Source organism: Nocardia sp. NPDC051787 (genome assembly GCF_040681325.1).
Lineage (GTDB): Bacteria > Actinomycetota > Actinomycetes > Mycobacteriales > Mycobacteriaceae > Nocardia.
In genome coordinates, this window is record NZ_JBFAYO010000004.1 from 79142 (window position 1) to 103624 (window position 24483).

Genomic DNA, 24483 nt, shown 5'->3' on the forward strand with positions numbered 1-24483 from the left:
CATGAACGAGCGCCGCGGCCGCGACCTCGAGAGCATGGATTGCCGCCGTTGATACAGACAATCAGCCTGCGCTGCGCTCCTTACCATCGCCCGCACCCACTGCGGCGCCTTCCCTCAGACCACTTGGTGCAGAAGCACGGGCCGTTCCGAAACCCTTGTTGAATAGTTACTTTGGAGGCCGACCGACCACCCTACGAACGGCCGGACACCAACGATATGGTGGCTGTGCGGACGACCCGACCCCGCGAACTGCTGTGACCCGGATCAGATCGACAGCGGTCTCGACCCTTCGGCATCACCGTGCTGTCCAACGATGACAGGTCGGAGATGGCGGCCAGGTCATCGCGTGCCTACAGCATATTCAGCGCGTTCACCCGGACACCCAACGGCACCCATTATCCGTCGCGGGTTCCGATGGTGCGTTGCAGGAGGATGAAGGCGAGTAGTAGGACGCCGATGAAGATCTTGGTCCACCAGGAACTCAGGGTGCCTTCGAAGCTGATGATGGTCTGGATTACGCCGAGGGTCAGTACGCCGAGCACTGAGCCGAGGACGAATCCGGAGCCGCCGGTGAGCAGGGTGCCGCCGATGACGACCGCGGCTATCGCGTCGAGTTCCATGCCGACGGCGTGCAGGCTCCAGCCGGACAAGGTATAGAGCGTGAACAGGATGCCCGCGAGTGCCGAGCAGAAGCCGCTGATCGCGTACACGGCGACCTTGGTCTTGGCCACCGGCAGGCCCATCATGAGCGCCGACTGTTCGTTGCCGCCGATCGCATACGCGGTGCGACCCAGACGGGTGTAGTGCAGGACGAGGAAGGCCACGGCGACGATCACCAGCGCGACGATCGTGCCCACCGTCAGGAAGCCGTCCCCGCCGAGCCGGAATCGACGCTGCGCCAGATCCGTATAAACGGGGTCGGTGATCGTGATCGAATCCGTGCTGATCACATACGCCAGCCCGCGTGCGAGGAACATACCGGCCAGCGTCACGATGAACGGCTGAATTTCGAAGTAGTGGATGACCGCGCCCATTGCGGCGCCGAATAGCGTGCCACCGACCAGCATGAGCGGCATGACCAGCAGCGGCGGCCATCCGTGCACGGTCACCAGCCACGCCGAGACCACCGTGGTCAAGGCCAGCACCGCACCGACGGATAGGTCGATGCCGCCGGTAAGTATCACGAAAGTCGTCCCGACGGCGAGGACGAGGAGAAAGGCGTTGTCTATGAACAGGTTCACGAAAACCTGCGGGTAGCCGAATGCTGGATAGCGGATCACCCCGACGCCGTAGATGACGGCGAACAGTGCCGCGGTGGCCAGTACCGGGATGTATCGGCTGCGGTGACCGCGAATCATAGGTCGGCGCAGGACCGGTCGGACGGTGCGGGCATGGGTCAGCACGTTCATCTATTCGCCTCCGTCACTGTCGATGGAATGCTGCGTCGGGGTTGGCGGCGAAAGACCTTGGCGCGGAAAGCTGGCGACTGGATCAGGCACACCGCGATCACCACGACCGCCTTGGAAACCAGCGTCGTCTCCGGTGGCACCCCGACGGTGTAGATCGTTGTAGTGAGCGTCTGGATCACCAATGCCCCGAGGACGGTGCCGCCGAGTTGAAATCGCCCGCCAGTCAACGCGGTACCGCCGATGACAACTGCGAGAATCGCATCGAGTTCGATCCACAGTCCGGCGTTATTGCCATCCGCCGCAGATACATTCGAACTGATCATCAGCCCCGCGATAGCCGCACAGCACGCACAGACCGCGTACACGGCGACGATCAGACCACCTGCCCGGATGCCGACCAAACGCGCCGCCTCGGCATTGCCGCCGACCGATTCCAGCAGCAGCCCGAGCGCACTGCGCCGCAACAACACGGCCAGCCCAGCGAACACAGCGGCGGCGACCAGGACGGGCACCGGCAGCCCGAGCAAATAGCCGCCACCGATGACCTTATACGGCAGACTATTGATCGTGATGATCTGGCCCGACGTAATCAGCTGTGCGACACCACGTCCGGCAACCATCAGGATCAATGTCGCTACGATCGGCTGAATCCCGAAGCGCGCCACCAGAAGCCCGTTCCACAGTCCGAGCGCTACCGCAACGCCGAGTGCGACAAGCACGGCGACGACGACGCCACCGGCATCGGATTGATCCGGCATGTCGCTGATATGCAGACAGGCCAGCGCACCCGCGATTGCCACGACCGTGCCGACGGAAAGGTCGATACCTCGCGTCGCGATGACCAGCGTCATGCCGACCGAGATCAGCGCCAGTGGTGCCCCGTAGCGCAGGATATCGATCAGGCTGCCGTAGAGGTGTCCGTCCTGGATGCGGATCGAGAGGAAGCCGGGCGTGAACGCGACGTTGACGATCAGCAGGGCGATGAGCGCGGCCGCCGGCCAGAACAGGTGGTTACGGTTGACCGTCATGAAATCGCCCCGCTTGCAATGGTTTCGGTGAGCCGATCCATGGTCAGGGTGGCATCGTTGACCAATTCGGCGACCAACCGCCGATCGCGCAGGATCGCCACTTTGTGACTCAGCCGCAGCACTTCCTCGAGTTCGGCGGAGATGAACAGCACCGACATGCCCTCCTCGGACAGCGAGATGACCAGCCGCTGGATTTCGGCCTTGGCACCGACATCGATGCCGCGGGTCGGCTCGTCGAGGATCAGCAGTTTCGGGCGGGTGGCCAGCCAGCGGGCCAGCAGTACCTTCTGCTGGTTGCCGCCGCTGAGGAATTTCACCAGCGTATCCGGGTCGGCCGGGACGATCCGCAGCGAGGCGATGTACCCGGCGACGAGTTCGTCGCGCTTGCGCGCCGACAGTGGCCGTGCCCAGCCGCGCGCGGCCTGGACCGCGAGCACGATATTGTCGCGCACCGACAGGTCGAGGATCAGGCCCTGGGATTTGCGATCTTCGGGGCAGAAGGCAATCCGATGGTCGATCGCGGTGCGCGGCGAGCGCAGTGCCGTGGGTGTGCCCGCCACGCTGAGATTCCCGGTGGACGCGCGGTCGGCACCGAAGAGCAGTCGCGCCACCTCGGTGCGGCCGGAGCCGAGCAACCCGGCCAACCCGACGACTTCGCCGGCCCGAACGGTGAGATCGAACGGCGCGACGGAATTGCGGCGCCCACTGATCCCCGCTGCCTGCAACAACGGATCCTGCCGTGCCACCACCGCCGGATCCGGCTTCTCGTGCTCGATCTCGTCGAGCGTGCTGAGCGCCGTGCCGAGCATGTGCGCGATGAGATCTTTCTGATTCAGCTGTGCCACCGGATATTCGCCGACCAGGTTTCCGTTGCGCAGCACCGTGGCCCGGTCGCATATTTCGAAGATCTGATCGAGGAAGTGGGTGACGAATCCGATCGCCACGCCCTCGGCGGCGAGCCTGCGCATCACCGCGAACAGCTGCTCGACCTCACCGGTATCCAGAGACGAGGTGGGCTCGTCCAGGATGAGGACCTTCGCATCCAGGTCGACGGCTCGAGCGATAGCGATAAGCTGTTGCACTGCGAGCGAATACGAGCCGAGTTGGGCAGCCACATCGATGTTCAAGCGCAGTCTGTCAAGCAGTCGGGCGGCATCGCGACGCATAGCGGAGAAGCGGATCAGACCGGCCCGCCGCGGTTCCCGTCCGATGTAGATGTTCTCCGCGACCGACAGATTCGGGCACAGATTCACCTCCTGATAGACGGTGCTCACCCCGGCCCGCAGCGCCTGCTGCGGGCCGGTGAATCGCACTGGTCGACCGTCGAGTTCGATCGTCCCGCCATCGGCGTCGTGAATTCCGGTGAGCACCTTGATGAGGGTGGATTTTCCCGCGCCGTTCTCACCGACCAGTGCGTGTATCTCGCCGGGAAAGAGCCGCAGGACCACTTCGGACAGCGCGGTGACCCCGGCGAATCGTTTGACGATGCCCGACATCCGAAGTGCCGGTGTGACAGTCGGTTCCGACATGCACTCGCTCCGGCTCAGTACGTCCGGGTGGGCAGCGCGGCTGCGGCTTGGTCCTGAGTGTAGACGCCTTCGTCGGTGACGATCCGCTTGGGCGTGGGGTGACCCGCCACGACCTCCTTGGTGATCTCCATCAGCTTCGGGCCGAGCAGCGGATTGCATTCGACGACCACATTGATCTTGCCGTCGGCCATGGCCTGGAAAGCATCTCGGGTTCCGTCGATCGAGATGATCTTGATGTCCTTACCCGGCTTCAGCCCGGCCTCCTCGATCGCCTGGATCGCACCGAGCGCCATATCGTCGTTATGCGCGTACAACACGTTGATATCCCGGTGCGCGGCCAGGAACGCCTGCATGACCTCTTTACCCTTCGCGCGGGTGAACTCAGCGGTCTGCGATGCGATGATCTTGAACTTCGGATCGGCGCCGATGACCTCCTGGAAGCCCTTCTTCCGATCGGTCGCGGGCGCGGATCCGGTGGTGCCCTGCAGTTCCGCGATATTCACGGTGTCGTTCGAGTTCTTGGTCGCGTCGACGAGCCAATTCGCCGCCCTGCGGCCCTCTTCGACGAAATCCGAGCCGAGGAAGGTCACATACAGCGAGGTGTCGGCCGAGTCGACCGCGCGGTCGGTGAGGATCACCGGAATCTTGGCGTCCTTGGCCTCCTTGAGGACGGTGTCCCATCCGGATGCGACGACGGGCGAGAAGGCAATGACGTCCACGCGTTGCTGGATGAAGGTGCGGATCGCCTTGATCTGGTTTTCCTGTTTCTGCTGGGCATCAGCGAATTTCAGCTGGATGCCGACTGCGGACGCGGCGTCCTGGATGGATTTCGTATTCGCGGTGCGCCAACCGCTTTCCGCGCCTACCTGGGAGAACCCGAGTACGGTCTGGTCGCTTCCCGAACTGCCGCAGCCGACGGCTGTTGCTGCGGTGAAGACAAGTGCGCTGGCGGTGATCAGAAGCCTCTTCCACACGATCAGGCTCTCCCTTGGATTGTGAAACGTCTTGCACCGAGGTGCGGTAGTCCTGTTAGTGTTAGCGCTCACATTCTTCTAGTCAAGAGCTCTGACGGCCGTAATCTGGTGGCGACGACCGGATGCCGGTTGCCGAGGTCGGCGCCGCAGTTCGGGTCGTGCTGCGGTCATCGGCGTGTGAGCGTTAACCTGGTGTAACCGGGACGACTATTCGGCGCGACGCTTGGAAGGTGGCATGTGAGGGATAGGGACGGATTTGCCGCCGGGGATACCTCTACCGCGGTTCGGCCGACGGGGGCGCGGCCGGCGGTCATGACCGATGTCGCCAAACTCGCCGGAGTCTCCCACCAGACGGTGTCGCGGGTGCTCAACGGCAGCGCGAACGTGCGCCCGGAGACCCGCGAGCGGGTATTGCGCGCCGTCGAACAACTCGGCTACCGCCCCAACGCCATGGCCAGGGGGCTGGTCAGCAGACGCTCGAATATGCTCGGCGTGGTCAGTTTCGACACCATCCTGTACGGTCCGGCGTGCACTTTGCTCGGTATCGAACATGCCGCTCGCACAGCGGGTTACGGCATCTGCATATTCGCGCTGGATACGGTGGACCGCTCCAGTGTGCTTGCGGCCGCGAACAGTCTGGCCGATCAGGGTGTGGACGGGATCATTGTCATCGCCCCGCAGATGGCTGCCGCCGCGGCACTGCACAATCTGCCCGAACGTCTGCTGGCCGTCGCGGTCGAGGCCGGGCAGGACAGTGGCTTGCCGTCGATTTCGGTCGATCAGGTCGAGGGTGCACGGCTGGCGGTGCAGCATCTGCTCGACCTCGGTCACCGCACAGTCTGGCAGGTCGCCGGACCCAGCGACTGGCTGGAGGCACGCGACCGGATCGAGGGTTGGCGACGCACGCTGGAGGCCGCGGGCGCACCGATTCCCCCGGTGATCGGCGGGGATTGGAGTGCGCGCTCCGGCTACGAAGCGGGCCTGCTGCTCGCCGCACAGCCCGATGTGACCGCGGTATTCGCGGCCAATGACCAAATGGCGCTCGGCATGCTGCGCGCTTTCGCCGAACGCGGCATCCGGGTGCCCGCCGACATCTCGGTGGTCGGTTTCGATGATATCCCGGAGGCCGCCTACCTTTCGCCGCCGCTGACAACCATCCGACAGGACTTCGACGAGGTGGGCCGTCGCAGTATGCAGATGTTGTTGCGGCTCTTGGAATTCGACGGCACCACCGCCGGACCGGCGTCGCCTTCGGTGGTGCCGACGCTGGTTACCCGCGACAGCACGGCGGCACCGGCCCAGCGGTGATGCCGGCTCAGGCCGCCGCGCGCTTCTTGTTGTAGACGTCGAATGCTACCGCGGCCAGCAGCACCAGGCCCTTGATGACCAATTGCCAGTCGCTGCCGACGCCGAGCATCGACATGCCGTTGTTCATCACGCCCATCACCAGTGCCCCGACGATCGCGCCGACGACCGTGCCGATACCGCCGCTGGCCGATGCGCCACCGACGAAAGCCGCGGCGATGGCGTCGAGTTCAAAGTTTTGGCCCGCCTTCGGAGTCGCCGCGCCGAGCCTGGCCGCGAAGATGACGCCGGCAAGTGCGGCGAGCACACCCATATTCACGAAAACCCAGAATGTATTGGCCTTGGTGTTCACCCCGGACAGCTGTGCGGCCTTCTCATTGCCGCCGACGGCGTAGATCCGGCGTCCGATCACCGAGCGGCTCATGACGAACGAATACAGCACGATCAACACGATCAGGATAACGCCGATAATCGGAATCCCGTTGTAGGACGCCAATACGAAGCTGAAGGCCAGGATGACAGCGCCGAGCGCCGCCAACTTCGCGATGAACAGCGACCGCGGTCCGGCAGGCAGGCCGTAGGAGTGACGGCGCTGGCGCACCCGCCGTTGCGACCACACCAGGGCTGCCACCGCGAGCACGCCGATAAGCAAGGTCAAACCGTTCAGCTCGCCCACGCGCAGCCGGATGGCGATTCCGTTGAACCCGGCGAACTGGACCGCATGCAGCGGTAGCCAATTCGGCAGATACCCGCCCGCGATATTCACGAAGCCCTGTGGGAACGGGCCGATCGACTGGCCTTCGAGCACCAACTGCGCCAGACCACGGAACAGCAGCATGCCGCCCAGGGTGACGATGAACGCCGGAATCTTGACGTAGGCGATCCAATATCCTTGCCACGCACCGATGGCCGCGCCCATCGCGACGGCCGCCAGCACGACCAGTGGCCACGGCCAGTGCCACTGCACGATGGCGATACCGGTCACCGCGCCGACCAGCGCGCACAGTGATCCGACCGATAGGTCGATGTGCCCGTTGATGATCACCAGCATCATCCCGATGGCCAGCACCAGGATGTAGCCGTTCTGCAGAATGACATTCGTGACATTGAGCGGCGTCAATAGGCTGACACCGTCGGAAAGTTTCGCCGTGGTGAGAATTTGGAACAGCAGCGTGATAACCACGAGCGCCACGATCATGCCGTATTGGCGCACATTGCCGCGTAGGGTGCCGCGCAGGGCCGCGAGTGCTCCGATCTGTTTCTGCTCGACGGCCTTCGCGATAACATCGGTGGAGTCGTCGTCTTTCAGTTTGTCCAGCAACGTCATTCGGGTACCGCCTCGACCGTGGCGTTGCCGCGCGTCATCAGTTTCATGACAGCCTCCTGTGTGGCTTCGTGTTTCGGTAGTTCACCGGTGATGCGGCCCTGGCTCATCGCGTAGACGCGGTCACACAGGCCGAGTAGTTCCGGCAGTTCCGAGGAGATGATCAGCACGCCTTTTCCGGCGGCGGCGAGCTGCTGAACGATCAGATAGATCTCGTATTTAGCGCCGACATCGATGCCGCGGGTCGGCTCGTCGAGGATCAGCAGATCGGGTTCGGTGAAGATCCATTTGCCGAGTACGACTTTTTGTTGATTCCCGCCGGAGAGGTTACCCACCTTCTGGAACACCGTCGGCGTCTTCACCGTCAGCCGGGTGCGCAGGCGCTCGGCTTCGACGATCTCGCGATGGGTGTCGATGACGGTGTGCCGGGAGACCGCGGGAAGATTGGCGAGAGTCATATTGCGCCGGATGTCCTCATCGAGGATCAATCCGTATTGCTTGCGGTCCTCCGAGACATAGGCTATCCCGGCGCCGATAGCGTCATGTACCGACGAAACGTTCAGTACCGAACCATCTTTGCGGATCGTGCCGCGAATATTGCGACCGTAGGATCGGCCGAAAACACTCATCGCCAATTCCGTGCGCCCGGCGCCCATCAATCCGGCGATGCCGACGATCTCACCGCGCCGCACATTCAGAGCCGCGTCCCGGACAATGCGGCGATCGGCAATGGTCGGGTGATCGACATTCCAATCGGCGATCTCGAAGAACACCTCACCGATCTGCGGATCCGCCCGCGGCGGGAACCGGTGATCGAGATCGCGCCCGACCATCCCCTTGATAATGCGATCCTCGGTGACCTCCTCGGCCGCCGCATCCAGGGTCTCGATGGTCCGGCCGTCGCGCAGCACGGTAATCGAATCGGCAACTGCCAAAACCTCATTGAGCTTGTGCGAGATAAGGATCGAGGTGATCCCCTGTCCGCGCAGTTGTCGCAGCAGGGCGAGCAAGCTCGCGCTGTCGGTCTCGTTGAGCGCAGCGGTCGGTTCGTCGAGGATGAGTAACCGCACCTGTTTGGACAGGGCCTTGGCGATCTCCACGAGTTGCTGCTTGCCGACACCCAAAGCGGCGACCAGGGTTTCGGGATCCTCGACGAGACCGACCTGCCGCATCAGCAGCATCGCCTGCCGGTTGGTCTCGTGCCAGTCTACGGTCCAGCTGCGTAGCCGTTCATTGCCGAGAAAGATGTTCTCCGCGATCGAAAGCTGCGGCACCAGCGCCAATTCCTGGTGGATGATCGCGATACCCGCCGCCTCGCTACCGCGAATATCCTTGAACGCCACATCGGTACCGTCCATGCAGATCTGCCCGGTGTACGAGCCGTGCGGGTAGACGCCGCTGAGCACCTTCATGAGCGTGGATTTGCCCGCGCCGTTCTCGCCGACCAGAGCGTGGATTTCGCCGTCGGCCACCGCGAAATCCACCGCGTCGAGCGCCTTCACACCCGGAAATTCCATGGTGATCCCGCGCATTTCGAGAATGTGCTTGGTCATGCTGTGTCCTTTTCTGCATGCCCGAGGGCCCCTCCGTGGTCACGCAGGCCGCCTCCTTCGGGCCCTGAGTCGGCCATCCGGGCAGCCGTTTCCTGGTCGTCAGGCGAAGTCGCGCTCGGAGTAGTATCCGGAGTCGATGAGCTCCTTCCGGTAGTTGTCCTTATCGACCGATACCGGCTGCAGCAGATACGACGGAACCTTCTTGGCGCCGTTGTCGTAGGAGGTGGTGTCATTGGTTTCCGGCGTGCCGCTGGTCAAGATCGCATTGACCATCTGCACGGCGCGTTTGGCGAGGTCGCGGGTGTCCTTGAACACGGTCATGGTCTGCTCGCCCGCGATGATCGACTTCACCGACGCCTTCTCGGCATCCTGACCGGTGACCACCGGCATCTTCTTATCGCCCCTGCCGTAACCGACCGCCTTGAGGGCCGAGACGATGCCGATGCTGAGGCCGTCGTAGGGGGACAGTACGGCATCGATATTCGCGGTGGAGTAGTTTGCGCTGAGCAGGTTCTCCATCCGGGACTGGGCGGTGGCCCCGTCCCAGCGCAGGGTGGTCACCTGATCGATGGCGATCTGCCCCGAGCGGACCACCAGCTTGCCGGAGTCGAGATAGGGCCGGATCACCGACATGGCGCCGTTGAAGAAGTAGTAGGTGTTGTTGTCATCGGGGGAACCGGCGAACAGTTCGATCGAGAACGGGCCCTTGCCATCGCGCAGACCGAGTCGATCCACGACGTAATTCGCTTCCAGCACACCGACTTTGAAGTTGTCGAAGGTGGCGTAATAGTCGACATTCGTGGTGTCGCGGATGAGTCGGTCGTAGGCGATCACCGCGATCTTGTTCGTTTTGGCCTGCTGCAGCACGCCGGTGAGCGATTTGTTGTCGATCGCCGCGATCACCAAGGCCTTGACGCCCCGAGTGATCATGTTCTCTATCTGCGAAACCTGCGTCTCGATGACGTCCTCGGCGTATTGCAGATCGGTGTCGTAGCCGAGGTCTTTGAACTGCTTGACGATATTGTTGCCGTCGGCGACCCAGCGTTCGGAGGATTTCGTCGGCATCGCGATGCCGATCATGCCGCGGGCTACGGACGAATTCCCGCTGTCCTCAACGGAACACGCGACCGCGGCCAACAGCGCGGCGACACCGGCGGCGCCGGCGAAGAGTCCGCGTCGGTTGATGGTGGGCATGGCACAACTCCTTGACTAGACCTGAACGAACTCGATACCCGCGAGCTGACAGAAGACCTGCCAGTCGGCGGCGCGGTGGCCGATATTCATGACCTGGTGGTGCGGCCCACCCGCGGTGAGCCAGCCGTCCATGCATGCACGTACCCCGCTCGCGGGGCGGAACTGGCCGTATGGCATCTCCAGTGCGGGCAGTTGCTGGCTGTCGAGCACGTCGCCCTCGGCCACCACCATGCGAAATTTTTCGCCGCCGAGCGAGACCAGACAGGCCAGCGTCGCGGGCCCCGGCTGGTAGCGGAACAGGAAGGTCGGCGGTTCGTCGAGCTTGCCGATGCCGAGCTCGCGACGGATCAGCCGGACCGGCTCATCGGTGCGTGCGATGCGCCAATTCCCCTCGCCCATATGACTCATCAGGATCGAGTCGGAGGGGAAGTCCATCGCATACATTTCGGTGAAATGGCCGTCGCCGATCAACTGATGTCCCGCGTAGACCATGGCGGCGGCCAGCGCGTCACCCTCGGCGCCATAGCCGTAGCCCTTTGCCATCAGACTCGATGCCGCGGCGAGCGGCAGTCGCTGGAACCGGCCGTCCTCGCCGATCGCATCGAAATGCGTCGAGTACGCACCGTAGCCGCGGTCGATGAGAATGCGTTCGATGGCGATCTGCATCCGGGCGTGGTCTTCGCGTTCCGCGCCGGTCAGTGCCGGATCGATCGCGAATTCCCGGTCCTCCCAGGCCATCAGCGCCGCTACTTCGTCATCGGTCACCGCCTGGCTGCCGCGGTAGAGGTCGCCGGGTGCGACGAAGCTGATCTCCGGACCGAGGGCCCGCAAGAGCGCGTTCTCGTCGACGCGGATATCGCCCATATCGTTCATCGCATAGCCGAATACGCCGACCTTCAGCGACCTCCATGCGGTGACCGCGCGTGCGGCGCGAGCCCAACGATCGACGCGCACAGCGAATTCCGGGCTGCGCCAATCGTCGGTGACGACCGTGAACGGACGGTCGGCGCGGACCATAGCGTTCGCGGTGTCCTGAGCGCCGTGGATGCCCTGGTTGTAGGTCATATCCGCCATATCCCAGGCGGGGGTGACGGTCGGCTCGGGCTGAATATTGGCCAGTAGCACGGGAAGTCGATTCTCATTGAACAACCGGGCCACTCGCATCGCCGGACCGTAGGTGAGCATCACGACCATGACACCGTCGAGATCGGCATTGACGAATTCGCGCATTACCGCCTCGGCGTCGTGCCGGTCCTTGACCGGGCGCCCGACGGTCCAGTCGGCGAGATCGGCCAGTTGTTCGGCGATGTCGTGGGCGTAGCGGTCCTGTCGCTCGGCGATACCCGGGATCATGTCGTCGTAGAGGCCCTGCATGATGCCAAGTAGGCCGATGTGTGGTTTCGGGTTCATCGAGGACGTACTCCTTTGTCGGCGACCGGAATTCAGTGCTGGCCGTATACGTTCTGGTAGCGGTCGTGCAGGCTGTCCACATCGGCCTGCGCGATGGGGATCGCTTCACCGAGCTGGCGCGCGATATGCACGGTGCGAGCCACGTCCTCGCACATGACGGCCGCCTTGACCGCGGCGCGGGCGTCGCGTCCGACCGCGAAGACGCCGTGATTGCGCATCAGGACGGCGGGCGAGCGGTGCCCAGTAAGCGTCGCGACCACACCCCGGCCGATATCGTCGTTGCCGATGAGCGCGAAGGGGCCGACCGGGATCTCGCCGCCGAACTCATCGGCCATCGCGGTCAGCGCACACGGAATCGGTTCCGCGCGTGCGGCCCACGCGCTCGCGTAGGTCGAATGGGTGTGTACCACACCGCCCACCTCGGGCATGGACCGGTAGATATAGGCGTGCGCGGCGGTGTCGCTGGACGGTGACAGATCGCCCTCGACCAGCTTGCCGTCGAAATCGCAGACCACCATCGAGTCCGGGGTGAGTTCGTCATAGGACACCCCGCTCGGCTTGATGACCAGCAATTGCTCGCCCGGGACGCGGGCGGATACATTGCCCGCGGTCCACACCACCAGACCCCAGCGCAGTAGTTCTCGATGCAGATCGACCAGCTGCTTGCGCAGCCCGGTAATGGCGGTTCGCTCACTCATGCGGTGGCGACTTCCCTTCGTGCGTCGTTACGGATGCGCCGCAGCTGGTGCAACACCTCGGTGCCGCCGCGGCCGAAATGGTCGTGTAGGGCTTGGTATTCGGCGTAGATCGCGTCGTAGGCGGCCGCGCGATCAGGATCGGGGAGGTAGGCGTTCCGGTGCACCCGGCCCATCGCCTTGGCGGCAGCACGGACATCCGGGTAGGACCCGGCAGCGACAGCGGCATGGATGGCCGAGCCGAGCGCCGGGCCCTGATCCGAACCGATGATCGACAGCGGTAACCGCGTCACATCGGCATAGATCTGCATCAGCAACGAGTTCTTCAACAGGCCACCGGCGATCACCAGTTCGCGAACGGGAACGCCTGCGGCATTGAAGGCTTCGATGATGATGCGTGTGCCGAAGGCGGTGGCCTCCAGCAATGCGCGATAGATGTCCTCGGGTTTCGTCGCGAGCGTGAGGCCGACCAGGATTCCGGACAGATCGTGGTCGACGAGCACCGAGCGATTTCCACTGTGCCAGTCCAGCGCGACAAGTCCGTGTTCGCCGACCCGCTGCCGCTGCGCCAAGTCACTGAGATAGGCGTGGGCATCCAAGCCGCGCGCGGCGGCCTCGGCGTGATAGCGCCCCGGCAGCGACGAGTCGACAAACCAACCGAAGATGTCGCCGACACCACTCTGCCCCGCCTCGTAACCCCAACTGCCACTGACGATTCCGCCATTCACCACCCCGCACATGCCCGGCACCTCGGCCAGGTGATCGCTGTTCATGACGTGGCAGGTGGAGGTACCCATCACCGCGAGCAGTTGCCCATTGCCAACGGCCTGCGCGGCGGGCGCGGTGACGTGCGCGTCGACATTGCCTACCGCGACCGCGATCCCGGGCCGCAGTCCCGTCCATCCCGCTGCCCGCTCGGTCAGGCCTCCGGCACGGCCGCCGAGCGGTGACAGCGGGTGGACCAGCTTGCCGACGGCGAAGTCGGCGAAGTCCGGATTCAGCGCGGCAAGGTAGTCGCCGCTCGGCCAGCTTCCATCCTGGTGAATTCCCTTGTAACCAGCCGTACAGACGTTGCGGGTCTCCGTGCCGCACAGCTGCCAAACGATCCAGTCTGCCGCTTCGATGAAACGCTCGGCCCGGGCGTAGGTCTCCGGATCCTCTTCCAACATCTGCAGCGCCTTGGCGAACTCCCACTCCGCCGAGATCTTCCCGCCATACCGGCTGATCCACGGTTCGGCCCGTTCGTGGGCAAGGGTGTTGATCCGATCCGCCTGTGCCTGCGCCGCATGGTGTTTCCACAGCTTCGGATAGGCATGCGGACGCCTCGCGAACTCCGCCACCCGACACAGCGGCGTCCCGTCGGCAAGCGTGGGCAGCACCGTACAGGCTGTGAAATCCGTAGCGATCCCGATGACATCGGCCGGGTCGACCCCGGATTCGACCAGCGCCGCAGGCACCGCCGTCCGCAACACATCGAGATAGTCCTCAGGATCCTGCAACGCCCAGTCCGGCGGAAGCTCAACCCCCGTCGCAGGCAGGACTCGATCGATGACCCCGTGCCGGTATTCGCTTACCGCACTGGCGAACGCAGCCCCATCCCGCACCCTGACAACGACTGCCCGCCCGGACAACGTGCCGAAGTCGACGCCCACCACATACGTGTCCGCCACTGTGACGCTCCTAACAATGTTAACGCGAACATTGTTAGCGTGAACATTTGCCCGTTGTCAAGAACTCACCCGTTTCGTAAGTTGTGATCGCTCACGTTGCGTCGTAGCTCAGCCCAGGCGGCGGCGCAAATGTCACCGGCGGCCGGGCGCAGCGGCGTGCGTTGACTGGAGTCGCCAGGTGCTGCCGCGTACCTCATGGCGGCAGCACCCGAGATCCGACGGGCGTGCTGGCAGGTCCGTTCAGCCACGTCGGCCACGCCGCGTCCGGCAGATAACGGCGCAGCCGCCGCGGCCTGGATTATGGACAGGGTTTGCTTGTCGACCATTGACCAGAGGAGTCTGGGGGATGCGGAGTGGTCAGGTGTGGGTGTGGCTGTTGTGGGCTTCTGGTAATGCTGATCGGGTTGACTTCGCGTGCTGCTCCGGGTGGGATCTTCTCGCGCAGGGCACTTATGAGGGCTTCGCCGCCACCCGCGTCTGCGGGCAACGCCTCGCGCGCGCGTCGGTGAATCGCCGCCGAGCAGGTCCGTCAAGCTCGCGCCATCCTGTTCGATCACGCGGGGTGGCGGGCGTTCTATCGCCGCATGGCCGGGAGCGTTGTCCAGGCGGCGATCTGGGCTCGACCGGAAAAGCCGAGTTTGGTGAGGATGTTTCCGACGTGCCGGTCGACGGTGCGTGGCGATACCACGAGCCGTTGGGCGATTTGACGGTTGCCGAGGCCTTGGGCGACGAGTCCGGCCACTTGCTGTTCGCGTTCGGTCAGCACGGTGTCGTCCGGCTTGGCGGGTTCGGGCGCGGGCTGGTGGCGGTCGAGCGCGTAGGCGATCGCCTGGTCGTGGTCGAGCCCTTCGCCGCGGGCGCGTTCCGCGCGCAGCACCGCCACGGGCAGCGATTCGGCGAGAAGGCGCTCGCAGTCCGCATGTTTCCCTCCGTACGGTGCGAAGGCCGTGATCGCGGTACCGTTCCGCCGGAACTCCGAGGCAGCCGCGCCGAGCAGTCGCGCTGCGTGTCGGTGGTCGCCGCGAGCGGCGGCGATCCATGCCAGCAGCTCGAGGATCAGTGCCGTGACCACAGGGTCGTGGAACTCGCTCTGCATCTCGAGCGCGGTGCGCGCCGTTGCGGCCGCCTGCTCATGCGCGCCTTGGGCGTGCTGGTGATAGCCGAGAGCCCACAGGTTGCACGATTTGGTCCATCGCTCGCCATGCCGGTCGGCCAGCTCGATCCCCCGCCGGGCCGTCGCGCCAGCCCGGCGATCACCGGTCAGCGCTTGCGCCAACGCGAGCTGGAACAGTGTCAGCTGGACCAGGCTGTCGTCCTCCGGGAAATCCGCGACAACCCGCTCGTATTCCGGGATGGCTTCCGCGAGGCGGCCGCGGAAAAACAGCGATGTGCCGCGTAGGCTGCTCACCCAGCCCAGGGCACGGTGGTCTGCCACGGCGGCGAGGGTTGCGCACTCGTCGAGGGCCTGGTCGGCGGCGTCGTGGTCGCCTTGCAGCAGCATCACCCATCCGGCCACCCACAGCGCCGGGATCCGCTCGGGGCAATTCGGGTCGGCGATCCGCAGCGCTCGGTCTATCCACCGGCGTCCGTCACCGAGGAACCCATCGGTGGCCCAGTGATAGCGCAGTGCCGTGACCAGGGCCAGCGCGTCGCGGGAAGTGGCCGGTTCGCTCGTTGCCCAGCCCAGTGCCGCCTGGAGGTTGCCGTGCTCGGCGCGCAGCTGCGCCAGCCCGGCTGCCTGCCCGGGCCCGTTCCATCGGCCGGCGAGCTGCTCGGCGAGTGCGAGGTAATGGTCGAAGTGCAGCTTGCGCAGGAAATCGGTCTCGCCTCGCTCGATCAGCTGGCGCCACCCGTATTCGCGGATCGTTTCCAGCATCCGGTACCGCGGCGGGTCGTCGGTCGAGACGAGCGTCAGGATCGATCGCGCCACAAGAGGGTCGATCAGGTCGAGAATCTGCTCGCCCGGCAGGTCGGGACCAGCGCACACGCCCTCGGCGGCGGGCAGGGTGAATCCTCCGGCGAACACCGACAGCCGCGCCCACAGCAGCCGTTCCGGCGGGGTGCACAGGTCATGGCTCCAGTCGATCAGCGCCCGCAGCGTCCGCTGCCGCAGTACCGCGGCCCGGGCGCCGCCGGTCAGCAGCGCGAACCGGTCCTCGAGCCGGTCCAGTATCGCCTGCAGCGACAGCGATCGCAGCCGGGATGTGGCCAGCTCGATGGCCAGCGGGATCCCGTCCAGCCGCTGGCACACCCGCACCACTGGATCTACATCACGTTCGGTCACCGTGAAGTCCGGGCGTACTGCCTGGGCTCGCTCCACCAGCAGCGCCGGCGCGTCGTAGGCGGCCAGCGCCGCCGGGGTGACCGGCGTGTCCGGGGTTGGCATCGACAGCGGCAGGACCGGGTACACGTGCTCGCCCACGATCCCGAGGGACTCGCGGCTGGTGGTCAGGATCCGCAGCTCGGCACAGGATCTCAGCAGGTGATTGCAGAGAGCGCCGCAGGCGTCCACCAAGTGCGAGCAGTTCTAATCCATGAACGGGTCCTGACCAGGGCGCACGCGCACCACCGACAGCGGCCGGTCGCGCAACACCCGCACAAGGCGCTCCCCGACGGCCTCGAGATAGTCGAGCAGGTCGCGTTTGGTCGCCTCGGCACCATCGAACAGCGGCTGATCGAGGTTGGTCAATGCCACCCCGTGACGGACCTCTTCGCTGCCCATCGGCCCACCATGCCCGCCAGCGGCGCCCGGGTCAACCGGGCAGACCAACAGGCGCCGGGCACGGTTTCAGGGAGAGGAGATCCCTACCAATCGGTACGCCTCGCGAATCGCGTCGATTTTGTCTTTCCGATCGGGGTCGCCACCGAAGTAGGTTCGGGCGACATCCACTATGGACTGCAGCGCTTCGGCAAACGTCGCACGTGGCGTCAAACGGGCCATTGCCAGATAGGTCAGCACCGCCACGTCCTGCACGCGGAACACCCGTTCGCCATTCTTCGACATGGTGAGCAGGTTGTGCACCGCCTTGTTGTGGATGTTGCTGTTGCGGTGCACCCATCCCTGATCGTTCCCGGGACCGGGACGCTCACCGGGGCTGAGCGCGCGGAATTGGTCCATGTGCCCGGGATGTCCGGTGCGAGCCGGGTCCGCGAAATCGCGCAGTGGGCGACCATCGTTGCGCAGACCGGCACCGAGTTCCCAGTTCCACGTTCCCACGTCTTCCGAGTCGGGCGCGTTGTACCAGTTATTGATGATGATGCCGGCGATGTCGGCGAACGACTCGTTCAACGCACCCGACTGCGTCGCATACACCAGTTTCGACGTCGACTCGATCACGCCATGGGTGAGTTCGTGACCGATGATGTCGAGATAGCGGGAAAGGCTGACCAGTCGGCCATTCCGCTGGATCTGTCCGTACCACATCTTGCGCTTCCACCAGAAGGCGTTGAGCAGACCGGGCGGTCGCTCCATGCTCGAAGCAGTGGCGTTGACCAACGACACGAGGTCCATACCTTGGTCATCGATGCCGTCTCGTTGCAGAACGGCCTTGTAGAAGTCCTGAACCCGGGATGCGTTGAGATGAGCCGAGACAGCGGCGCGGTTCGCCGTACCGAAATCGCTGCTGTCCGCCTGCACAGGCAGATTCGGCACAGGAGGACCGCTGTCGAGATCCGCGAACTCGAGGTCGTAGGTCCTTACCGCTCGCAGGGGGTCATCCAGCTGGCAAGTCGTTCCAGCGGGCGAGGCCAGCTTTCCGAGAAAAGTCTGCTCCACGCCGTTCTCGTCGGTTCCCTTGCACCGGGTCGGGCGCGGCAGTGCCGTGGGGACCGCACTGTAGTAGTACAGGATCTCGCCGTCGTGTGCGTCGACCAGGTAATGGAAGCTCGGTGGGATCGGCCGACGCCCCAATCCGTGGCCCTCGGTTGCCTCGATATCCGTGTCCACGTCTGCCGCCGGCCTCGGAGGTTCGGCAGGAATTTCGGGAAGGAACCAGGCCAGGTGCCATGATCCTGTGTCTTCGTCCTTGTAGAAATTGAGCCTGCCGCCCACGCCCGCCTCGGGGTAAATATCCACTCCGGTGTACCGCGCCACCCGCTCCAGTGCCTCGGAACGGCTGAGCGACTCGACCGGGTCCACACCGGAGACCTCGTCGAGCCGTGCGTTCACGCTCACCAGTTCCCGGGACTCGGTGAGTTCGACCACAGCGCCGGCGCCGAAGACAGGGATGCTCCGGGCGGTCTGCGCGAAACGCACCTGCCGAGTTCCGAGGCGCCGCAGATCTTGTTCGCTCTCCAGAATCAAGCTCGGCACCCGTTCGGCACGTTGGGGTTCGACCAGTGACTCCAGTGCGGGCCGGTTGTCGCGACGAAGGATTTGGTCGAGGTAGAACCGAGCCGCCGCCTCGTTACTCGTGAAAGGCACTGCGGGCGCGTCGAATTCCGGCGGGGCAGCACCGGCCGGGAACGACTCGCGTGAGCGTGCGGAGACGTCGGGTCCCGTTACCGGATCGTCGGCGACGTGGTAGTGCAGAGATTCCAGTGATGCTGACATTCTCGGTACTCTTTCTGTCCGTTCTTCTCATCGGGAAGCGGCGCCGGATCCGAAGCGGCGCTGGAATTCAGCGGCGAGACTGCCGCCGACCGCTGCGACCAGCCGCCCCACGATCGGGTGCACGATCAATCCGGTGACGGCGCCGGCGAATTCGGGGACGTTCCGGATGAACCAGTTGCGGACGTAATCCATGGTCGACAGATCCGGCTCCGGCGCGGTGACCGCCTCCTCCAGTTCGTCGAGGCGTTCGCGGGCCTGATCGGCGACGGCGGTGTCCGGGGGCAGTTGGGTACGCAGGCGGGCGAATTCGCTTCGGAGCGAGTCCATGTCGGCCGGTGTCACCTGGATGGCGTCTCGTCCGGCCTCGGTTCGGCTTACCGTGTTGCCCGAGCCGACGGTGAACTGCCCGGGAACGCCGCCGTCCACGCGAATGTTGTAGCGATCCCCTGGTGTATCGGTCATCGGAGTTTCTCAATCTGGGTTCGGGGCGGGGTTCGGCCAGTCCCAAGGCGGTGGCTGGGGCACGGTCGGCGGCGGCTGGGGCACGGTCGGCGGCGGCTGCGGCACGGTCGGCGGCGGCTGCGGCACGGTCGGCGGCGGCTGCGGCACAGTCGGCGGCGGCTGCGGCACAGTCGGCGGCGGCTGCGGCACAGTCGGCGGCGGCTGCGGCACAGTCGGTGACGGCGATACCGCGCTCACCTTCGGCGACGGCGATACCGCGCTCACCTTCGGCGACGGCGAACCCGGCGACGATGGTGTCGGTGATACCGAATTCGCGCTGGTACCCGGCCCCGGCGTGTGGCCGGTGAGGGCGATGGTCACCGCTCGCCCGCCGTTGTCGTCCGGAACGATCAATGTCGCGGTGTACGAGCCAGGCGCCCGCGGGCTGAAAGTCACTCGGAACACACAGGTCCCGGAACCGCCTGACGGTGGGCAACTGGCTCGCTTCGCGGCGAATGTGGAGTCGGCCTCCAGGAAAGCCGCTGACTCGTCGTCACAGTCCAGCGATGGGAACGAGACATCCCGATCGGTGGCGGTGCCGACGGCGACCGCACCGAAGTCGACGCTGTCCGCATACCGCGTACAGGAATCACCACCGGGCGGCGGCAGCGGACGCGACCCGCCCGACGCGGGTACGGACGCCCCGGGCAGCTCTCCGCCGGTATCCGTCGGCGGTGGAGGGAGCCTGGTGATGTAAGCCTCCGATTCGACCTCCGCCGGCCGGCCGTTGGCGAGCATGAACCCCGCAACGGCGGCCGCCACGACCAGCGCGACGACCCATCCGGTCGCGACCGGATGGGAAGACATCATGGCCGGAACGGATTTACGTTCCGTGTGGGTGGAAGCGAGATGGACGCCGGGCAACTTCCCGGCCGCCCCGGAGACCACGACCGCACCGGCCGCCGCCGCCAGTGCCTGACGGCGAACCCTGTCCTCGTGTTCGAAGTAGGCCAGGTCAGCGGCGGATCCGCTGGCCAGGGCGGCATCTCGACCGAGTTTCAGGACCGTCCCCCACGCACCCCACAGCAGGGTCAAGCCGAGCACCGGCGCGACCTTGCGCGCCAGGGTGCACGCGGGCGCGGGCCGGCCATGTGCGACCGCGGCCTCCAGCACACGTTCGATAACCGGTGCGGCATCCGCGATGTCCCTCGGTGCGGCCACCCGGTTCGTCCAGTCGAGCAGGGCGTCGAGGTAGTCGGCGGCGTTCGGCGGCGGGATCCCCCATTCGCCGGCCACCGTACGGGGGTCCACGGCCAGCTGGTAGCCCGCACCGGAGCGTTCGGCCAAATGCAGACCAGCCAGTTCTTCCAGCGCCGAGGGGCTTCCCGCATCGCGAGTCATCGCCCGGCACAGAGCTGGCGACAGATGGGCCCCCGCCACGGCACACAGCACGGTCAGAACGCGACGCGACCGCTCTCCGAGGCCGCCTGCCAAAGCGCGCTGTGGCACTTCGGGGGCAGCCGGCATCGTGGCCGCGCCGCCGCTCCGAAGCCATGCGGCGGCCTGCAGTAAGCCGCGCGGATAGCCGTTGGCCGCTCGGCACAACTGCAGTGCCGCCGCCACGTTCTCGTCCAACCCGCGGTCGAGTTCGCGGGCCATCAGCGCCAGGGCCGCCTGTTCGTCCAAACCCTGCAGCTCCAGCGAACGACCCCGCCCCCAGGCGACTCGCCGGCTGGTCGACACGACGAGGTCACCCGCAGGCAGCACGTCGACGAGTGTCGAGAACTCCTCCACGGAACCCTCGAAATCGTCGACCACGACCAGCGCGTGGATGGACATCATCAGGCTGCGCAACCGTCGCAGGTCGGGAAGGTATCCCGGGGCGTCATAACAGGATTGGAACAGCTCCTGGATCACATCCGGCGCCGCCAACCCGGCGGCGTGCAGGAACACCACGTCGCGGCCTTCGGCCGCACGATCGGCGGCGAACCGCCGTAGCAGTGCAGATTTGCCGACTCCGGGACCGCCGCATACCTCGACCGGCAGTCCTTCCGAGAGCCACTGCATCAGCAGCGCCAATTCCATTCGCCTGCCGAGCAGACCGGCACCTACTCTGGGCAGCGCCGTGCTCACCGGCCGCGTCCGCCGCGTCACGACGGGCGCCGGTTCGTCGCGGACTACGACAGAGGAATTCTGCGCGTTGATGACAACGTTGTGATTCCCCACGACGACCTGACCGGCTACCGCCCCACCGACGTGGACGCGGTAAACGGAATCGGACTCCCCCGTCATGTTCACGTCGTCGGTGACACGACACCGTTGTGAATGGCTTGCGCGACAGCTGGATGGGCAAGGTATTCGGCGATGCTGTGTGCCCGTTCCTTGGGATTGTCGACGGGGATTTCCCGGAGCTGCCCCTTCCAGATATGGCGTAGTGGGCATCCGATGGTGATCGGATCCACCGCGGACCAGGCATTGAGCCAGTCGCCAACGCGTTCTGGCCGGTGCGGCCCTCGAACCAGGAGCTTGTCATGGACCGCGTCCAACCCCAGGGGGCTGCCGAGGGTGACGAATACGGCGACGTCGAGCTGGGGCTGGAGCCGGGTGAGCAGATCCATCGCGACCACGGTGCCGAGGCTGTGGCTGACCAGGGTCAGCCGCCCAGAAGCGGGGACGGTCTCGAGGACACAGTCGAGTACCGCTCGGCGGATCTGCTCGTCGGCGAGGTAGGTGGCGACGTCACGGAACACTTGGGCGATGATGAGTTCGTCCAGCTCACTGCGGGCAGCGACCCAGCTGAGCTGTCGCTGCAGGGTGCTCACGATCGCAGCGCCGAGCGAACCGAAACCCTCCACTTCCATGGGACGTGCAGGTTCTTCGACGTCGACGGGCATGCCGGCATCCGCGGCCGCGTTCTGCAAGATCTGCTCGTACAGCCGGCGAGCCGGCGGTGCGGTCGGAGCCATTGCCAAGGCGTGGTCGACGGCCATGGTTTCGGGCGCGAGGGTGGCCCTCCCGAGGGGCTGCAGTAGCGCCGCCAAACGATCGCCGTAGTAGGGAAAGTACGCATCCGAGGGATCGAGCGGGCTGAGCCCGGCGAGGGTGAGGCCTTTGTTGAGTCCGGCGGTCCACTCCCGGCGCAGCAGCTCGGGATCGCGACCATGCTGGCTGCGGCCATGCAGGAACAACAGATGACGTGTGCCGCCGAAGGCGCCTGCCCGGGCGGTCAGGCCGCCGCGCAGTCCGGTGCTCTCACGTGGCGTTGGTGGTCGCGTCACCAACTCGGCGTGGTCCTCGGTAGGTGCGATTTGGGGGCTGATTGCCGATGGTCCGGCGGAAAGCCCGCAGTCGGGACCGAGTTCGGCGAGGAGCTCCTGGTCGCGTGCCGAGTGCTGTAGTCCGGCCAAATGCTCGAGGATCGCACTGATTCGCACACCTTCGTTGGCTGTCCAGGCAATCGCGTCGTCGCCGTCGCCCTGGTGCCAGAGTGTGCCGTCGCGGCGCAGAATTCGTCCTTGCTCGTCGGTGCGCGGCACGCCGGAGTGGTGCAGCGCGACGACCTCCCACTGGTCGTTGAAGACCGGCGAGCCGGAATTTCCCGGTTCGGTGTCGGTCGAGTAGTGCAGGAAGTGATCGAGCTGCAGGTCGAGCTGGTTCTTGCGGATCCCGATCTCCTTGAGCCGGCCCATCGGATGACCGATGATGTTCATCGCCTCACCGATGACGATCTTTCCCTGTTGCAGGATCAGGCGGTTCCACCAGCCGACCACGTCCCCGGGCGGTTTGCCGTCGGTCCCGGAACGGACCGGTACGAGCGTGAAGTCCAAGTGTTCATCGGTCACGAAAAAGCCGGGATCGAGACGGAACCGCAGGGGAAGGCAAGGGTCGTTGTCGATCGTCGTCTCGGCGCCGAATTCGACCACGACCTGCCGGGCGGTGTCCTGGTCGGGCAGGACGTGATTGTTGGTCAGCAGCAGTCTGGGCGAGACCAGAAACCCGGTGCCCATAGGTATCTCCCGGCCGTTGCGAAGCAGCGAGATCCGCCCGACCGTGGCCGCCGTGCGAGCGCCACGGGCCAGGAAGTTGGCCGGTTGGAGTTCGTTGCTGGCGCCGATGATCCGCTCGAGGGTGGTGATCCGGTCGGCGGGCTCGGTCCGGCCGACTTCGATCATGGCCTCGACGGGCATCTCGCCGCTGGCCGCCAGACGCTGCGCGCGGGCGCTGATCTGTTCCGGGGAGTCGACAACCGGGCTGTCCTTCATTTTGCGGAGCTGCTCGATGTCCTCGCGCTTGGTCTCGGTCGCAGCGTAACGCCCTGCGGCGGCCTCGATCTGCTTCAAAAACGCCGCCTGGATTTCTTCGCGAGAATTCATGGTCCATCCGCCTCGAACAGAAGTTGGTGTTGTCACGTTCGCTCCCGGCGGAGTCTTCCTCGTGCGCGTCACACCACCGTCACCTCGCCGTCTCCCCGGCGCGGAAGGTCTCACCCGATGAGGTTCGCCATCGTCGTCACGGAGTTCGCAGTGCCTCGTGCCCGTGATCCGGGAGGCGCTCGATCGTCACGGCATCGCACTCGTGGACGCGAAGCAGCAGTGCCTCGATCTCAGGCGACGGCTCCGCGTCGAACTCGGCCCACAACAGGTTCCGGTATCGCTGGTATTCGCGGAGGGCGTCGACCTTGTTGCCCTGGGCGAGATGAATCCGCATCAGAATGCGGCGGGAGCTTTCTCGAAGTGGCTCGGCCGCGACGACCGCCGACGCCGCCATCAGGGCGGCGCCGACCTGCCGACGTTCCAGCAATGCTTCGGCCGCCGATTCGAGCGCCGCGACCCGGGCCAATCGATAACGTTCCCGGTCGACGACCACCCACTCCTCGTCCCAGTCCGGCAGCAGCTCCCCGCGAGTCAGTAGTAGCGGAACTCGCGCGAGATCCTCCGAACAAGGCTGGTGAACCAGTTTGTGCGCCAATTCGGTGAGGTATGCCAGGTCCACGGATACATCCGGGTGGAGACGAAGCCGATCACCGCTGATCTCCACGAGTGCGTCCTGGACGCGGCGCAAGCGCCACAGAGCGGTTCGCAGACGTTGCGCCGCGCAACGATCAGCACATTCCGGCCACAACGCCCCGGCAAGGCGGCCACGGGCGACCGGTCGATTCAGCAGTGCCAGATAGGTCAGCACCCGTTCTGCCGCGTGCGGAACGGAAAGCCGGCGACCGCCGCCGCGCACGGCGAATTCCTCGACCAACGTGAGCTGGAAACATGTTGTATTCATGGCATTGTGGTCGATGAGCACCATTTCACTACTCGATCGCGACGTCGGTCTTCATTTCGATGACGTACGGCGGGCCGGTGGATTTCGGCTGCCCCATAGCAGAAATCATGCCCATACCACGAACT

17 protein-coding genes and 1 pseudogene are annotated in these 24483 nt (G+C 65.2%); 1 reads left to right on the forward strand and 17 read right to left on the reverse strand.

Annotated features, from left to right (window positions below; all coding sequences use genetic code 11):
• Positions 1–395 precede the first annotated feature (395 nt).
• Genes yjfF through AB0M45_RS05595 form a run of 4 tightly spaced genes read right to left on the reverse strand, consistent with a single transcriptional unit; the run spans position 396 to position 4940 of the window.
• Positions 396–1409 (reverse strand): galactofuranose ABC transporter, permease protein YjfF, encoded by a 1014-nt coding sequence (gene yjfF / locus AB0M45_RS05580; RefSeq protein ID WP_364323260.1) that lies wholly within the window; start codon positions 1407–1409, stop codon positions 396–398.
• Complete coding sequence (locus AB0M45_RS05585) at positions 1406–2437, reverse strand: ABC transporter permease (RefSeq protein ID WP_364323262.1); 1032 nt, start codon at positions 2435–2437, stop codon at positions 1406–1408. Before AB0M45_RS05585 ends, yjfF begins: the two co-directional genes overlap by 4 nt.
• Positions 2434–3966 carry a sugar ABC transporter ATP-binding protein gene (locus AB0M45_RS05590; protein WP_364323264.1) on the reverse strand — a complete coding sequence of 511 codons (1533 nt, stop codon included), beginning with the start codon at positions 3964–3966 and terminating at the stop codon, positions 2434–2436. Before AB0M45_RS05590 ends, AB0M45_RS05585 begins: the two co-directional genes overlap by 4 nt.
• 14 nt (positions 3967–3980) lie before the next feature.
• Positions 3981–4940, reverse strand: a complete 960-nt coding sequence (locus AB0M45_RS05595) for an ABC transporter substrate-binding protein (RefSeq protein WP_364323266.1) — start codon at positions 4938–4940, stop codon at positions 3981–3983.
• Between the two features lie 312 nt (positions 4941–5252).
• Here AB0M45_RS05595 and AB0M45_RS05600 point away from each other — a divergent pair, with 312 nt between their 5' ends.
• On the forward strand, positions 5253–6248 hold the full coding sequence (locus AB0M45_RS05600) for a LacI family DNA-binding transcriptional regulator (RefSeq protein ID WP_364323268.1): 996 nt from the start codon (positions 5253–5255) through the stop codon (positions 6246–6248).
• A 7-nt stretch (positions 6249–6255) separates the two neighbouring features.
• Here AB0M45_RS05600 and mmsB read toward each other — a convergent pair whose 3' ends face one another.
• The 13 genes and pseudogenes from mmsB to AB0M45_RS05665 all read right to left on the reverse strand — a co-directional run bounded on the left by mmsB (position 6256) and on the right by AB0M45_RS05665 (position 24358).
• The gene (gene mmsB / locus AB0M45_RS05605; RefSeq protein ID WP_364323270.1) at positions 6256–7572 is read right to left on the reverse strand and encodes a multiple monosaccharide ABC transporter permease; all 1317 of its coding nucleotides are present in this window, start codon (positions 7570–7572) and stop codon (positions 6256–6258) included.
• Positions 7569–9122, reverse strand: a complete 1554-nt coding sequence (gene mmsA, locus AB0M45_RS05610) for a multiple monosaccharide ABC transporter ATP-binding protein (protein WP_364323272.1) — start codon at positions 9120–9122, stop codon at positions 7569–7571. The genes mmsB and mmsA overlap by 4 nt, the downstream gene beginning before the upstream one ends.
• Positions 9123–9221: 99 nt before the next feature.
• Complete coding sequence (chvE, locus tag AB0M45_RS05615) at positions 9222–10316, reverse strand: multiple monosaccharide ABC transporter substrate-binding protein (RefSeq protein ID WP_364323273.1); 1095 nt, start codon at positions 10314–10316, stop codon at positions 9222–9224.
• Positions 10317–10331: 15 nt separating this feature from the next.
• Entirely contained in the window at positions 10332–11726 is a 1395-nt protein-coding gene (locus AB0M45_RS05620; RefSeq protein WP_364323274.1) for an L-fucose/L-arabinose isomerase family protein, read from the reverse strand.
• 32 nt (positions 11727–11758) lie between these two features.
• A complete protein-coding gene (locus AB0M45_RS05625) occupies positions 11759–12424 on the reverse strand; it encodes an L-ribulose-5-phosphate 4-epimerase (protein ID WP_364323276.1) in 666 nt (221 codons plus the stop codon).
• The gene (gene araB / locus AB0M45_RS05630; protein WP_364323278.1) at positions 12421–14091 is read right to left on the reverse strand and encodes a ribulokinase; all 1671 of its coding nucleotides are present in this window, start codon (positions 14089–14091) and stop codon (positions 12421–12423) included. The genes AB0M45_RS05625 and araB overlap by 4 nt, the downstream gene beginning before the upstream one ends.
• Before the next feature lie 574 nt (positions 14092–14665).
• Positions 14666–16513, reverse strand: coding sequence for a LuxR C-terminal-related transcriptional regulator (locus AB0M45_RS05635; RefSeq protein ID WP_364323280.1), 1848 nt, complete (start codon positions 16511–16513; stop codon positions 14666–14668).
• 111 nt (positions 16514–16624) lie between these two features.
• Positions 16625–16813, reverse strand: a pseudogene (locus AB0M45_RS05640) (ATP-dependent DNA ligase); the annotation flags it as partial.
• A gap of 66 nt (positions 16814–16879) precedes the next feature.
• The gene (locus AB0M45_RS05645) at positions 16880–18643 is read right to left on the reverse strand and encodes a M4 family metallopeptidase (protein WP_364323282.1); all 1764 of its coding nucleotides are present in this window, start codon (positions 18641–18643) and stop codon (positions 16880–16882) included.
• A gap of 27 nt (positions 18644–18670) precedes the next feature.
• The gene (locus tag AB0M45_RS05650) at positions 18671–19105 is read right to left on the reverse strand and encodes a hypothetical protein (RefSeq protein ID WP_364323284.1); all 435 of its coding nucleotides are present in this window, start codon (positions 19103–19105) and stop codon (positions 18671–18673) included.
• Positions 19106–19114: 9 nt separating this feature from the next.
• Entirely contained in the window at positions 19115–21376 is a 2262-nt protein-coding gene (locus tag AB0M45_RS05655; RefSeq protein WP_364323286.1) for an ATP-binding protein, read from the reverse strand.
• A 2-nt stretch (positions 21377–21378) separates the two neighbouring features.
• The gene (locus AB0M45_RS05660) at positions 21379–23457 is read right to left on the reverse strand and encodes a serine protease (RefSeq protein WP_364323288.1); all 2079 of its coding nucleotides are present in this window, start codon (positions 23455–23457) and stop codon (positions 21379–21381) included.
• Positions 23458–23593: 136 nt separating this feature from the next.
• Positions 23594–24358 (reverse strand): BTAD domain-containing putative transcriptional regulator, encoded by a 765-nt coding sequence (locus AB0M45_RS05665; RefSeq protein WP_364323290.1) that lies wholly within the window; start codon positions 24356–24358, stop codon positions 23594–23596.
• Positions 24359–24483 lie beyond the last annotated feature (125 nt).